The following is a 12,548-nucleotide window of genomic DNA, read 5'->3' as shown; positions in this document are numbered from 1 at the left end:
CTCAGTCCCGCCCGAACATCTCGCGGAACCGCCCGATCATCAACCCGGCCCCCTTGTACTCGGTGACCGTGGACGTCGGTACGGCGACCGGGCCGTCCGGGGTGGCCATCTGTCCGACGCCGCCGTCCGGGCCGAGCGGCAGCAGCATCGTCGGCGGGCCCGGCCGGTACGCGGCGGTCGGCGTCTCGCCGCGGGCCTGCGCGCCGATGTTCTCTACCACGACGGCGGCGTGCCGGCTCGCCGCCCCGGCCCGTTTCTCCCCGGGCGCGTCGGTGACGTCGCCGACGGCGTACACGTGGTCGTGGCCGACGACCGAGAGCCGTTCGGTGACCCGGACCTCGCCGCGCTCGTTGCGTGCCCCGGCGAGGTCACCGGCCAGGACGTCGGCGGTGGGTCGTACGCCGTGGCACCGGAACCAGATGTCGGCGGTCAGCTCGACGCCGGTACTGGCGACGGTGAACGTCTTCGCCACGCCGGGGTCGGCGGGCGGGTCCTCGGCGAGCCGGGTGCCCAGCAGCAGCCGTACGCCGAGCGCGTCGAGCTGCCGGTGCAGCTCGTCGCGTACCGCCGGCAGGTAGCCGGGGACGAGCCGGTCGGCGGGGTCGACGACGGTGATCTGCTTGTCGGGCCACACGGCGAGGATCTCGCCGGCGAGTTCGAGTCCGACGGGGCCGGCGCCGGTGATGAGGACGCGGCCGGCGTCGGCGAGCGCGGCGTGGGTGTCGCGGAGCCGGTCGAGCGCCTCGCGGGTGTCGTCGGTGTCGGGCTTCGCCGGGTACGGGTAGCCGGAGCCGGTGGCGATGACGAGGTGGTCGGCGGGCACGTACCGGCCGGAGGCGAGGGTGACGCCCGCGGAGGTCACCGCGGTGGCCCGCTCGCGGATCACGGTGCCGCGCGCCAGCAGCCGCTCGTACGGGAAGAACATGGATTCGGCCCAGTCGGGTCGCACCAGCGCGCGCAACGCGGCGGCGGCGTGCACGAAGGCGTCCTTGGGTTCGACGAGGACCACGTCGTGGTCGGTGTCGAGTGCCTTCGCGACGGCGGCGCCGCCGTACCCGCCGCCGATCACCGCGATGGTGCGCGCCATCGGTGTTCTCCTCACGTGGGGTGTCCCTCTCCGCGAGAAACAATAATGGTTCGTGGTACGAACGACAAATGTCAGGGCCGGTACGCCGCGACGGTGACCGACGCGGTGACCTCCACCGGGTCGGGCAGCGCCGCGATCCGGTCGGCGAGCGCGTCGGCGGACAGGTGCCGGGCGCTCGGCCCCATGCCGACCACCGTCGCGGCGGCCGCGTGCCCGAGCCGCATCGTGAACTCCACCCGCCGCGCGGCCCCCGGCTCGAAACCGGCCAGCCCGTCGGCGAGCCGCCGCGGCTTGTCCGCGTCCACCCCGACCAGGCCGAGCGCGTCGACGAGTTCGCGCAGGTGGTCGGGGGTGGGGGTGACGACCAGCAGCTGCCCGTCGGCGGCCAGTACGCGGTGGATCTCGGCGGCGTTGCGGGGCGCGAACACGTTCAACACCAACCCCACCGATCCGGTACGCACCGGAAGTGGTCGCCAGGTGTCCGCGCCGACGGCGGCGATCCTCGGGTGGGCGCGGGCGGCGCGACGCAGCGCGTACCGGGAGAGGTCGAGGGCGAGGCCGACCCGGTGGGGGAGCGCGTCGAGTACACCGGCGAGGTAGTGGCCGGTGCCGGCGCCGAGGTCGAGTACCGCGCCGGGGCCCGGGTCGGCGGCCGCGGCGAGCGCGGCGACGACGGGGGAGTAGTGGCCGGCGGCGAGGAACTCCGCGCGGGCGGCCACCATCGCCGCGCTGTCGCCCGTACCGGGGCCGGCGAAGCCGGTGAGCAGCGTGACGTACCCCTGGCGCGCGACGTCGAAGCTGTGCCCGGCGGGGCAGCGGAGGCTGCGGTCGGACAGGGTGAGATCAGCGGCGCAGATCGGGCAGCACAGGTATGGCAGGGCGTCGGCGAGCACGCCCCGATCATGCCGCCCCCGTACTGATACCAGCTTCCTAGGAAGCCTACGCGCGGTGCGACCCACACCGCTTGGTAACAACCCAAGATCGCACCGGCGACACGGACCCGAACGAGCGTTAAGCTCACCGCTATCTGGCGGTGCACGTGTCGACTGGGAGGACCGATGAGCGCACCGGGCGCAGCGCGACCCGTAGCGGTGGAGCGGATGCTGCCGACCGAGGAGGCCACCGAGCTGCTCGGCCTGGCAGCGGAGATCGCCGACGGCGAGCTGGCACCACGGGCGGCGGACTTCGAGGCGCGCGGCGAGTTCCCGCGCGAGGTGTTCCGCACGCTGGGGCGCGCCGGGCTGCTGAGCCTGCCGTACCCGGAGGAGTACGGCGGCGCCGACCAGCCGTACGAGGTGTACCTGCAGGTGGTGGAGGAGCTGGCGCGGCGCTGGCTGTCGGTGGCGCTGGGCGTCAGCGTGCACACCCTGTCGTGCTTCCCGGTGGCGGAGTTCGGCACCGACGAGCAGCGCAAGCGGTTCCTGCCGGACATGCTGGGCGGCGAGCAGCTCGGCGCGTACTGCCTGTCCGAGCCTGCGGGCGGCTCGGACGCGGCGGCGCTGACCACGAGGGCGGTGGCCGACGGCGACGAGTACCGGGTGACGGGGACGAAGGCGTGGGTGTCGCACGGCGGATGCGCCGACTTCTACAACCTGTTCGCGCGTACCGGCGGGCCCGGCCCGGAAGGGATCTCGTGCCTGCTGGTGGATCCGGCGTCGCCGGGGCTGGTGCCGCAGGCGCCGGAGCGCAAGATGGGGCTGAGCGCGGAGCGTACGTCGCAGCTCGCGTTCGACGACGTACGGGTGCCGGCGGACCGGTTGCTGGGCGGCGAGGGCGTCGGGTTCCGGATCGCGATGCGCGCGTTGGACGGTGGCCGGCTGGGGATCGCGGCGTGCGCGGTGGGGTTGGCGCAGTCGGCGCTGGACTACGCGTGTGCGTACGCGGCGGAGCGGGAGCAGTTCGGGCGGCCGATCGCGGCGTTCCAGGGGGTCGGGTTCCTGTTGGCGGACGCGGCGACGCAGATCGCGGCGGCGCGGTCGCTGGTGTTGTCGGCGGCGCGGTTGAAGGACGCGGGCCGGCCGTTCTCGGTGGAGGCGGCGAAGGCGAAGCTGTTCGCGACGGACACGGCGATGCGGGTGACGACCGACATGGTGCAGGTGCTCGGCGGGTACGGCTACGTGGCGGACCACCCGGTGGAGCGGTACTTCCGGGAGGCCAAGGTGCTGCAGATCGTGGAGGGCACCAACCAGATCCAGCGTGTGGTGATCGCGCGGGCGTTGACGGGCGGAGGCCCGGTGTAGCTTTTGGGCGTGGAAGAGATCGACCGAGCGATCGTGTCCGCGCTGTCCGCGGACGGGCGGCTGTCGTACACGGATCTGGCCGAGCGGGTGGGGTTGTCGGTGTCGGCGGTGCACCAGCGGGTGCGGCGGCTGGAGCAGCGTGGCGTGATCCGTGGGTACTCGGCGGTGGTGGACTATGCGGCGCTCGGGTTGCCGTTGACGGCGTTCGTGGCGATCCGGCCGACGGATCCGGCGGCGCCGGACGATGCGCCGGAGCGGTTGGCGCATCTGCCGGAGATCGAGTCGTGCTATTCGGTGGCGGGTGAGGACTTTTACCTGTTGAAGGTGCGGGTGGCCTCGCCGGTGGATCTGGAGGGTCTGTTGCAGCGGATCCGGTCGATCGCGGGGGTGACGCACCGGACGACGATCGTGCTGTCGACGCCGTACGAGGGGCGTCCGTTGGCGGGGGAGGTGTCCGGTGGGTGAGCAGGTGACGCCGTCGATCGTGGCGTGGGCGGGTGGCCCGGAGGCGTTGGAGCGGTTGACGGAGGCGTTCTACGGGCACGTGGCCGCGGACGAGGTGTTGGCGCCGTTGTTCGCGCAGATGGATGCGCGGCATCCGCGGTTCGTGGCGATGTGGTTGGCGGAGGTGTTCGGCGGGCCGGCGGAGTACACGGCGCGGCGGGGTGGGCATCCGCACATGGCGCGGCAGCATCTGGGTCGGGGGATCACGGAGCGGCAGCGACGTCGGTGGGTGGAGTTGTTGATGGACTCGGCGGACGAGGTGGGGTTGCCGTCGGATCCGGAGTTCCGTGCGGTGTTCGCGTACTACGTCGAGTGGGGTACGCGGATGGCGTTGGTGTATTCGGGTGAGGATCCGCCGGAGATCGGTCCGGCGGAGGTGCCGCGGTGGGGTTGGAACCAGACGCCGCCCTGGCAGGGCTGAGCGGGGTTCATCCGGTGGCCCGGCTGGTGCCGAACAGGGTGTCGAGGGTGGCGGGCACGAGTCGGCGTTGGCTGATGAGGTGCTGGCTCTGTTCGTACAGGTGGGTGACGGTGGGGTGGTTGGTGTGGCCGAGGACGATGCGGCCCGCCGCGGATCCAGCGTCGGGCGTTGGCCATGAGTCCGTGCGGGGTGAGTGGTTGTGAGTCGCCGAGGGTGCCGTCCCACATGAGGATGCGGATGTAGCCGAGGTCGGCGGCGATGCCGTCGGTGTCGGGGTTGCGTGCGCCGAACGGTGGCCGCATGTAGGGCCGTGCCGTGGTGTCGCAGCCGGCGGTGGCGAGCAGGCCGAGTGCCATGACGGTGAGGAAGTGGCGGCGGTTCTGGGCGAGGTGGTGGAGGTGCACGCCAGAACGGTAGGAATCGCCCGCTGAGCGTACGTACAGCGGACGGTTAGTGGCGCGTGAAGCTCAGGCGGGGGCGTTCCAGCGGTCGATGACGGGTCGGGCGTGTTCGAAGCCGAGGCTGGACAGGGTGGCGGTGTCGAGGCGCAGGAGTCCGCCGCCGGTGGCGGACAGGCCGATCCAGCGGGCGCCGGCGACGCGCAGGGCGTGGCCGTGGCCGACGAGGGCGACGTCGCCGTCGCAGAGCAGGGCGCGGGCGCGTTCGAGTACGCGGTCGAGGCGGGCGCCGACCTGGGTGGGGGTTTCGCCGCCGGGGCAGCCGTCGGTCCACAGGTTCCAGTCGGGGGCGTCGGTGTGGATGTCGGCGGTGGTGCGTCCTTCGTAGTTGCCGTAGTCCCATTCGGCGAGGTCGTCGTCGGTGTCGGTGACGGTGAGGCCGGCGAGCGCGGCGGTGTGTTGGGCGCGTTTGCGGGGTGAGCAGAGGACGGCGGCGAACCGGTGGGCGGCGAGGGCGGGGGCGAGGGCGCGGGCCTGGGCTTCGCCGTTGTCGGTGAGCGGGATGTCGGTGGTGGAGGTGTGCCGTCCGGTGGCGCTCCATTCGGTTTCGCCGTGCCGGATGAGGACGATGTCGGCCATGTGCTCAGTCTCGCCGATGGGTACGTAGCGCGGGTCGGGTTCGGGGCCGGGGTGTGGCGTCGTACACGTGGGTCCGGGGTGGCTGGGTGTTTTCGGGTGCGGAATTTTTCTGGGATTCGGCGGGTCGGGTGTCGAGGTGGTGGGGTTGGCTCCGTCCCGGGTGTGACAGTGGCCCACGCGACGGAGGAGGCGGCGATGCGACCGGACGAGGTCAGCGAGGTTCTGAACCGGCCGGGCAGCCGGGAGTTGTTGGCGCGGGACGTGACGCGCCTGGCGTACGTGGCGGCGGACGGGGCGCCGCGGGTGGTGCCGATCGCGTTCGCGTGGAACGGCGCGCAGGTGGTGATGTGTACGACGCCGAACGCGCCGAAGGTGGCGTCGTTGGCGGCGAATCCGGCGGTGGCGTTGACGATCGACACGGAGGTGCATCCGCCGCGGATCCTGCTGGTACGGGGGCGCGCGGAGTTGGATCACGTGGCCGGGATTCCGGCGGAGTACCTGAAGCAGACGAGTTCGTACGAGATGTCGGCGGAGCAGCGGGTGGAGTGGGAGGCGGAGGTGCGGTCGCTGTACGTCGACGGGATGGTGCGGATCGTGGTGACGCCGACGTGGGCGAAGTTGATCGATTTCGAGACGACGTTGCCGAGTGCGGTGGCGGAGTTGGCGCGGCGGCGGGCGGAGCGTGCGGGTGCCTGACCGGTGTCGAGTTCGTGCCGGTGGCTCCGTCCCGGGTGTGAGCGTGGTGACATTGGCCGTACGGGTGAGGGGTGTGTGATGGCGAAGTACCTGTTGTTGAAGCATTACCGGGGTGGGCCGGCGCCGACGGTGGAGTATCCGCCGATGGAAGAGTGGACGCCGGCGGAGGTGGATGCGCATCTGCAGTTCATGCGGGACTTCATGGCGCGGCTGGAGGAGTCGGGCGAGTTCGTGGACGAGCAGGCGCTGGCGCCGGGTGGCGCGTTCGTCCGGTACGACGGGGCGGGGCGGCCGCCGGTGACCGACGGGCCGTTCGCCGAGACGAAGGATCTGATCGCCGGCTGGTGCGTGGTGGATGTGGAGTCGTGGGACCGGGCGGTGGAGTTGGCGGGGGAGTTGTCGGCGGCGCCGGGCCCGGGTGGGAGGCCGTTGCACGAGTGGCTGGAGGTGCGGCCGTTCTGGGGTGTGGCGCCGACGGTGACGGAGTGAACGGGTCGCTGCTGCGGGAGCTGGTTCCGGCGGTGCTGGGAGTGCTGGTGCGGCGCGGGGCGGATTTCGCGACGGCCGAGGACGCCGTACAGGACGCGCTGGTGGAGGCGGTGCGCCGGTGGCCGGTGGAGGAGCCGCGTGATCCGAAGGGGTGGCTGGTCACGGTCGCGTGGCGCAAGTTTCTGGATGCGGCGCGGGCGGACGGTTCCCGCCGGCGCCGGGAGGAACGTGTCGAGGTGGAGCCGGCGCCGGGGCCGGCGGGGGAGGTCGACGACACCCTGCAGCTGTACTTCCTGTGTGCGCATCCGTCGTTGAGTCCGGCGTCGGCGGTGGCGTTGACGTTGCGTGCGGTGGGCGGGTTGACGACGCGGCAGATCGCGCGGGCGTACCTGGTGCCGGAGGCGACGATGGCGCAGCGGATCAGCCGCGCGAAACGTACGGTGTCGGATGTTCGGTTCAGCCGGCCCGGTGACGTGGCGACTGTCGTACGGGTGCTGTATCTGGTGTTCAACGAGGGCTACTCGGGTGATGTGGATCTTGCCGCGGAGGCGATCCGGTTGACCCGCCAGCTGGCGGCCGTCACCCGGCACGAGGAGGTGTCGGGGCTGCTGGCGTTGATGCTGCTGCACCATGCGCGGCGCCCGGCGCGTACTCGTGCGGACGGGTCGCTCGTACCGTTGGCGGAGCAGGACCGCAGCCGGTGGGACACCCGGCTGATCGCCGAGGGCGTCGAGGTACTGCAGGCGGCGCTGGCCCGGGACCGGCTCGGCGAGTTCCAGGCGCAGGCGGCGATCGCGGCGTTGCATGCCGACGCGCGCACCGTGGCGGAGACGGACTGGGTGCAGATCGTCGAGTGGTACGACGAGCTGTTGCGGTTCACCGACAGTCCGGTGGCGCGGCTGAACCGTGCGGTGGCGCTCGGCGAGGCGGACGGCCCCCGCGCCGGGCTGGCCGCGCTCGCCGAGCTCGACCCGGCGCTGCCCCGGTACGCCGCGGCCGCGGCGTACCTGCACGAGCGTGACGGTGAGCTGGCCACCGCGGCGCGCCTGTACGCGGAGGCCGCGGCGTCGGCGTCGAATCTCGCCGAGCGTGACCATCTGACCCGGCAGGCGGCCCGCCTCAACACCCGGCTGCGTACCTGAGCCGACTCAGGCGGCCGTGACCGCGGTGGCCGTGACCTTGCGGGTCTCGCGCAGCAGTAGCAGGCCGTTGACCACCATCAGTGTCGCGGTCAGGCAGTGCACGACGAACGCGGTGAGCACGGAGCCGTGGTGGGCGAGCACGGTGGACATGTCGCCGTACGCGGCGAGCGCCTCCACGAGCAGTACCCAGCCGAGCGCCCGGCGGTGGCCCGTCACCAGCAGAATGCCCAGGACCAGCGCCAGGACGACGTCGCGGATCCCCTTGACGACAAGGAAGCCGCCGCCGTCGCCGGACGGCCAGGTCGGCAGTCCGAAGGTCGGCGCCGTCGCTGCGGGGGTCAGGATGAACTCGCTGCCGAACCAGAGGATGAACAGGATGAAGGCGGCGGTCACGACGGTGTTGATCGTCTTCAGGGACACGGTTGTACTCCTTGTGCGTGGTGGTCCGGGCGGGTCGGGTCGTGGTGGTCAGTGGGATGTGACGGGGGTCCAGGCGCCGCGGGCGGCGGCGTCGAGGATGTAGTCGCCGATGTCGCGGGGTTCGCGGCCGATGGCCTGGCGTACGCCGTCGGTGACGTGGGCGTTGCGGCCGTCGAGTACCTCGGCGAACATGGCGGTCAGCTGGGCGGCGAAGTCGGCCGGCGCGCCCTGCGCGACCAGCCCGGACGCGAACTGCTCCGCGGTGATCGGCAGGTGGGTGACGGCACGCCCGGTCGCGGCGGCGATCTCGTGGGCGGCGTCGGCGAAGGTGAGCAGTCGGGGGCCGGTGAGTTCGTAGCGGCGGCCGGCGTGGCCGTCCTCGGTCAGCGCGGCGGTGGCGACGTCGGCGACGTCGGCGAGGTCGACGAACGGTTCGGCGACCTGCCCCCAGGGGAAGGGCAGCGTGCCGTTGCGCACGCTGTCGGCGAAGGCTTCGTCCTCGCTGAAGTCCTGGGCGAAGAAGCTGGACCGCAGGATCGTCCAGTCGGCCCCGGCCTGTTGGACGGCGTGCTCGCTGCGCAGGGCGCCGCTCTCGCCGCGGCCGGTGAGCAGGACGAGCCGCTGCACGCCGTGGGCCACCGCCGTCTCGGCGAAGGAGCCGATCGTCTCGGCCGCGCCGGGCAGCCCCGCATCGGGGGCGTAGGCCAGGTACGCCGCGGTCACGTCGGCCAGTACCGGCGCCCAGGTGTGCTCGTCCTGCCAGTCGAAGCGCGGCTGCCCGGTGCGGGAACCGATCCGTACCGTGTGGCCGCGGCTGCGCAGGCGGGCGGCGACCCGGCGGCCGGTCTTGCCCGTGCCGCCGAGTACCAGGATCGTGTCTGTCGTCATGGCGTCCTCCACTGGTTGTGCCGTACGTCCAGTGTTGGATGCCGTTCCCGGACTGGCCATGACTGTTCGTCGCTGTGTCATGCTCGTTCGTCCAGGGCGACTGGACTATCGAGTGCCGCTGGCGGATGCTGGACCGGTGACCGCGACCGACTCCGTACTCTCGGCCGAGCCGCTCGGGCAGGCGCTGCACTTCCTGCGACTGTCGGGCACCTTCTACTGTCACGCGGAGCTCACCGAGCCCTGGGGGGTCACGGTGCCCGCCACACCCGACTACCTGTGGTTCCACATCGTGACCGCTGGGCAGGGCCTGCTGGAGGTCGACGGCGCCGGGGTGCAGACCCTGCGTCCCGGCGAGCTTGCGCTCGTTCCGCACGGGCGGGGCCACCGGCTGCGCAGCGAGCCGGGCGTCGCCGCACCCAACGTCGTCGAGCTCCCACACGAGTACTTCGGCGACCGGTACGCCGTACTGCGGCACGGTGGCGGTGACGCTCCCGGAACCCTGGTCTGCGGCGGCGTACGGTTCGACCACCCGGCGGCGCGGGAACTCGTCGCGCTGCTGCCCCGGCTGCTGCACCTGGACGCCTCCCGCGGTACCGAGGCCGAATGGCTGCAGGCCACGCTGCGGCTGATCGCCGCCGAGGCCACCACCCTGCGGCCCGGCGGCGAAACCGTCATCACCCGGCTGTCCGACATCCTTGTCGTACAAGCGATCCGGTCCTGGATCGAGAACGACCCCGCGGCGCAGACCGGCTGGCTCGGCGCGCTGCGCGACCCGCAGATCGGCCAGGCCATCTCGCTGATCCACCGGCACCCGGCACGCCCCTGGACCCTGGCGTCACTCGCCGCCGAGGTCACCATGTCCCGCTCGGCCTTCGCCGCCCGCTTCACCCAGACCGCCGGCGAACCCGTCATGGCCTACCTCACCCGCTGGCGCATGCATCTCGCGCGTCAGCAGCTCCTCGACGGTGCCGCGGTCGGCGAGCTCGCCGGCCGCCTCGGCTACCACTCCATCGCCGCGTTCAGCCGCGCCTTCAAACGCGTGCACGGCACGCCGCCCAGCACCGTCCGGCAGCACACCGAGCCGGCCGGGATCCCCTCGCCCTGACCGCCGGTCACGGAGCCCAGCAGGCCCCGAGCACCCCGTCGGTGTCGGGTACGACGGCGGCCAGCAACGGCCGCGGATCGTCCAGCCGCGACAGCTCAGAATCGCGCACCGTGGGACAGGTCGTCACGCGTCGGAGACGTACCCGGGGCCGGTCACGGGCGCATGGTCGCAGCTGCCGCCGACAGTCCGGCGATACCGTTCATGGCGTCGGGGTTCCCTTGCGCAGCACCGTTTCAGATGGGTTCCCACCACTCGACGTGCCGCCGTCGTTCCACCGTTCCCGCAGGGCCCGCGGCGAACGTGCGCCGAGGCCGCCGACCGGTCAGGCCCGGTACAGGGCGAGCAGGGTGCGGTGCAGCGTGTCGACGGCGCGTGCGCGCGCGAGCCCCCCGGTACGGGCGGAGTCGCTGGCGGCGTGGCCGAGGGCGAGGGTGGCGGTGACGAGCCAGTCGGTGTCCAGGTCGGTGGTGAACTCGCCGGTGTCGCGGCCGCGCCGGATGAGGCGCCGCAGGCGGTCGACGACGGGCTCGTGTGCGTGGTCGGACTGCTCGGCGGTGAGTCCGGTGGCGGTCGTGAGCAGCAGGGGGGTGTGGTCGAACGCGGCCCAGGCGGTGTCGAGGAGCCGGCGCAGGGCGTCGGTGGCGGGCCCGTCGTCGAGGTTGGCGCGGTCGAGGTCGGCGACGACCTGGCCGCTGACGTACTCGACGAGGGCGGCGAGCAGCGCGTCGCGGTTGGTGTAGTGCGCGTACACGGTCTGGCGGCTGACGCCGGCTTCGGTGGCGATCTCGTCGATGCTGGCGTGTGGCCGGTCGGCGAGGACGGATGCGGCGGCCGTGAGGATGGCGGCGGTGTTCCGGTCGGCGTCGGCGCGCCGCCTGCGCTTGTTCTCTGACACGCTTGTCAAGCTTACCGGTTCGCCTTAACCTTGACAGTGTTGTCAGATTTTCAGGGGAGGGCGGCATGGCGGGGATCAGGGCCGAGACGGCCGAGGACGACATCCGGCAGTACCTGACGGCGTACGTGGCGGAGATGACCTTCTCCGCGGAGGACCCCGGCACGGTCGTGGACCGCTACCACACGCCCGACCTGGAGTGGGTCAACGACGGCACCATGCTCGACCGGGCGAAGCTCGTCGCGCACGCCCGGCCCAGCCGCCGGAACGTCACGTCCTGCCGGGTCGAGGTACACGAGGCGTTCGGTGCCGGTGACCGGGTCGCCGCCCGGTACACGCTGGTGGCCACGACCCGCAAGGGCGTCGAGATCACCACCGACGTGCACTGGTTCGCCGACCTGGCGGCGGACGGGCGGATACGGCGCGTGCACACCATCACCCGCACCCGCTGACCCCCGGCCGGCTCGCGCGGATGCGCTGTACGCCAACCGATCCAGGCACCCGCGGGCCGCCGCCGTACCGGGTGGACCGGTCGGCGGCGGCGGGCCTGATCGGGGTCGTGCCCGGTCCGGAACCGCCCACCCGGTACGGCCGGCCCGCCACCCCGCCGGTTCCCCGGCGCTCGGGCTGGACGCGTCGGGCAGGACGCCGGCCGTTACGCGGGCTTGCGGGCGATCCAGTAGCCGACGCTGAACACGCCGGTACCGCGGGCGTTGTCGAGGGCGTTCTTGCCGAGCGCGAACAGGTTGTACTCGGTGTCGGCGTGGTTGAGCCAGTTCTCCCGGTCGGCCTCGGGGGTGCTGCCCCAGCACTGCTGCCCGGCGAACAGGTCCTCGGCGTGCGTGACCGTGAACCCGGCGTCGCGCATCTGCTCGGCGTAACTGTCGACGGTGCCGAGCCCGGCGAGCCGGATGTGTTCGCACACCGGGTCGATGTACTCGGCGATCTGCTCCGGGGTCTGCAGGTCACCGTACGGGCGCTGCACCCAGTCGACGCCGACGAGCGCGGCGCCGGGCTTGAGCTTGCGGTACACGGCCTGGAAGAACTTGTCCTTGTCGCTGAGGTGGCAGACCGACTCGAAGAACGTCGCGCCGTCGAGGACACCGTCGGGCCAGAACGCGAAGTCCCGGTACGCGGCGGAGTCGATGGTCAGGAACGACGCGCGGCTGCCGCCGTCCTCGGCGGCGAGTTCGCGGGCGCGGCGGTTGAGGGCGTCGGCGTTGGACACGCCGACGAAGTGGGCGCCGGAGGTGCGGGCCATGTGCAGGGTGCTGCCGCCGGGGCCGGACCCGAAGTCCAGGACGAGGTCGCCGGCGCCGACGCCCAGTGCCGTCACCACCTCCTCGGCCATCTTCCGTGCCACCTGCTCGGGGGAGAGCCCCGCCGCCTCGTGCTCGGGGCGGCCGTGGTGCCAGAAGTCGCCCATGTGGTCGAGGTAGGTGGTGGTGGCGCCGTCGCCGCCCTCGGCGATGTCGGCGTAGAAGGTGGCCGGGGTGTCGTCACGGAAGTCGCGGGTCGGGGTGGTCATCGAGGTATCCCCCTGGTTGTCGGGAAGCTGCCACGGACGCGAGGAATCGCGTCCAGCGCCGCAATCTACAGGCCCGGTCCGGCGCGTCGAGCCCACGCG

Annotated in this window: 15 protein-coding genes; 8 read left to right on the top strand and 7 right to left on the bottom strand. The window is 72.3% G+C overall.

Translation table 11 applies throughout. From position 1 onward, the window contains the following. Position 1 precedes the first annotated feature (1 nt). Both Aru02nite_RS17740 and Aru02nite_RS17735 read right to left on the bottom strand, forming a co-directional pair. A complete protein-coding gene (locus tag Aru02nite_RS17740; RefSeq protein ID WP_203658886.1) occupies positions 2-1,087 on the bottom strand; it encodes an NAD(P)/FAD-dependent oxidoreductase in 1,086 nt (361 codons plus the stop codon). 71 nt (positions 1,088-1,158) lie between these two features. After that, entirely contained in the window at positions 1,159-1,980 is an 822-nt protein-coding gene (locus tag Aru02nite_RS17735) for a putative RNA methyltransferase (protein ID WP_203658884.1), read from the bottom strand. Between the two features lie 165 nt (positions 1,981-2,145). Between Aru02nite_RS17735 and Aru02nite_RS17730 the strand changes: the two genes are divergently transcribed. From Aru02nite_RS17730 to Aru02nite_RS17720, 3 genes are read left to right on the top strand one after another with little or no spacing between them, the layout of a single operon-like run. Then, on the top strand, positions 2,146-3,327 hold the full coding sequence (locus Aru02nite_RS17730) for an acyl-CoA dehydrogenase family protein (protein WP_203658882.1): 1,182 nt from the start codon (positions 2,146-2,148) through the stop codon (positions 3,325-3,327). Positions 3,328-3,336: 9 nt separating this feature from the next. Next, positions 3,337-3,792 (top strand): Lrp/AsnC family transcriptional regulator, encoded by a 456-nt coding sequence (locus tag Aru02nite_RS17725; protein WP_203658880.1) that lies wholly within the window; start codon positions 3,337-3,339, stop codon positions 3,790-3,792. Next, positions 3,785-4,252, top strand: coding sequence for a group II truncated hemoglobin (locus tag Aru02nite_RS17720; RefSeq protein ID WP_203658878.1), 468 nt, complete (start codon positions 3,785-3,787; stop codon positions 4,250-4,252). The genes Aru02nite_RS17725 and Aru02nite_RS17720 overlap by 8 nt, the downstream gene beginning before the upstream one ends. A gap of 467 nt (positions 4,253-4,719) precedes the next feature. On the opposite strand, the gene Aru02nite_RS17715 is transcribed toward Aru02nite_RS17720, so the two are convergent. Next, a complete protein-coding gene (locus tag Aru02nite_RS17715; RefSeq protein WP_203658876.1) occupies positions 4,720-5,289 on the bottom strand; it encodes a histidine phosphatase family protein in 570 nt (189 codons plus the stop codon). 195 nt (positions 5,290-5,484) lie between these two features. Between Aru02nite_RS17715 and Aru02nite_RS17710 the strand changes: the two genes are divergently transcribed. The 3 genes from Aru02nite_RS17710 to Aru02nite_RS17700 all read left to right on the top strand — a co-directional run bounded on the left by Aru02nite_RS17710 (position 5,485) and on the right by Aru02nite_RS17700 (position 7,616). Then, positions 5,485-5,985, top strand: coding sequence for a pyridoxamine 5'-phosphate oxidase family protein (locus Aru02nite_RS17710; protein WP_203658874.1), 501 nt, complete (start codon positions 5,485-5,487; stop codon positions 5,983-5,985). A gap of 78 nt (positions 5,986-6,063) precedes the next feature. Continuing rightward, the gene (locus Aru02nite_RS17705) at positions 6,064-6,474 is read left to right on the top strand and encodes a YciI family protein (protein ID WP_203658872.1); all 411 of its coding nucleotides are present in this window, start codon (positions 6,064-6,066) and stop codon (positions 6,472-6,474) included. Next, complete coding sequence (locus Aru02nite_RS17700; protein ID WP_203658870.1) at positions 6,471-7,616, top strand: RNA polymerase sigma factor; 1,146 nt, start codon at positions 6,471-6,473, stop codon at positions 7,614-7,616. Before Aru02nite_RS17705 ends, Aru02nite_RS17700 begins: the two co-directional genes overlap by 4 nt. Before the next feature lie 6 nt (positions 7,617-7,622). On the opposite strand, the gene Aru02nite_RS17695 is transcribed toward Aru02nite_RS17700, so the two are convergent. Both Aru02nite_RS17695 and Aru02nite_RS17690 read right to left on the bottom strand, forming a co-directional pair. Further along, entirely contained in the window at positions 7,623-8,036 is a 414-nt protein-coding gene (locus Aru02nite_RS17695; RefSeq protein ID WP_239076757.1) for a DUF4267 domain-containing protein, read from the bottom strand. Positions 8,037-8,084: 48 nt separating this feature from the next. Beyond that, the gene (locus tag Aru02nite_RS17690; RefSeq protein WP_239076756.1) at positions 8,085-8,924 is read right to left on the bottom strand and encodes a Rossmann-fold NAD(P)-binding domain-containing protein; all 840 of its coding nucleotides are present in this window, start codon (positions 8,922-8,924) and stop codon (positions 8,085-8,087) included. Positions 8,925-9,060: 136 nt separating this feature from the next. Between Aru02nite_RS17690 and Aru02nite_RS17685 the strand changes: the two genes are divergently transcribed. Beyond that, on the top strand, positions 9,061-10,029 hold the full coding sequence (locus Aru02nite_RS17685; RefSeq protein ID WP_203658866.1) for an AraC family transcriptional regulator: 969 nt from the start codon (positions 9,061-9,063) through the stop codon (positions 10,027-10,029). Positions 10,030-10,351: 322 nt separating this feature from the next. Here Aru02nite_RS17685 and Aru02nite_RS17680 read toward each other — a convergent pair whose 3' ends face one another. Further along, complete coding sequence (locus Aru02nite_RS17680; RefSeq protein ID WP_203658864.1) at positions 10,352-10,924, bottom strand: TetR/AcrR family transcriptional regulator; 573 nt, start codon at positions 10,922-10,924, stop codon at positions 10,352-10,354. A gap of 65 nt (positions 10,925-10,989) precedes the next feature. Between Aru02nite_RS17680 and Aru02nite_RS17675 the strand changes: the two genes are divergently transcribed. Then, positions 10,990-11,373 carry a nuclear transport factor 2 family protein gene (locus tag Aru02nite_RS17675; protein ID WP_203658862.1) on the top strand — a complete coding sequence of 128 codons (384 nt, stop codon included), beginning with the start codon at positions 10,990-10,992 and terminating at the stop codon, positions 11,371-11,373. A 203-nt stretch (positions 11,374-11,576) separates the two neighbouring features. Here the strand turns inward: Aru02nite_RS17675 and Aru02nite_RS17670 are convergent, their stop codons facing one another. Beyond that, positions 11,577-12,449 (bottom strand): SAM-dependent methyltransferase, encoded by an 873-nt coding sequence (locus tag Aru02nite_RS17670; protein WP_203658860.1) that lies wholly within the window; start codon positions 12,447-12,449, stop codon positions 11,577-11,579. Positions 12,450-12,548 lie beyond the last annotated feature (99 nt).

This window comes from Actinocatenispora rupis (genome assembly GCF_016861975.1).
GTDB lineage: Bacteria > Actinomycetota > Actinomycetes > Mycobacteriales > Micromonosporaceae > Actinocatenispora > Actinocatenispora rupis.
The sequence above is the reverse complement of the archived record's forward strand: the minus strand, read 5'-3'. Positions and strand labels throughout refer to the sequence as shown.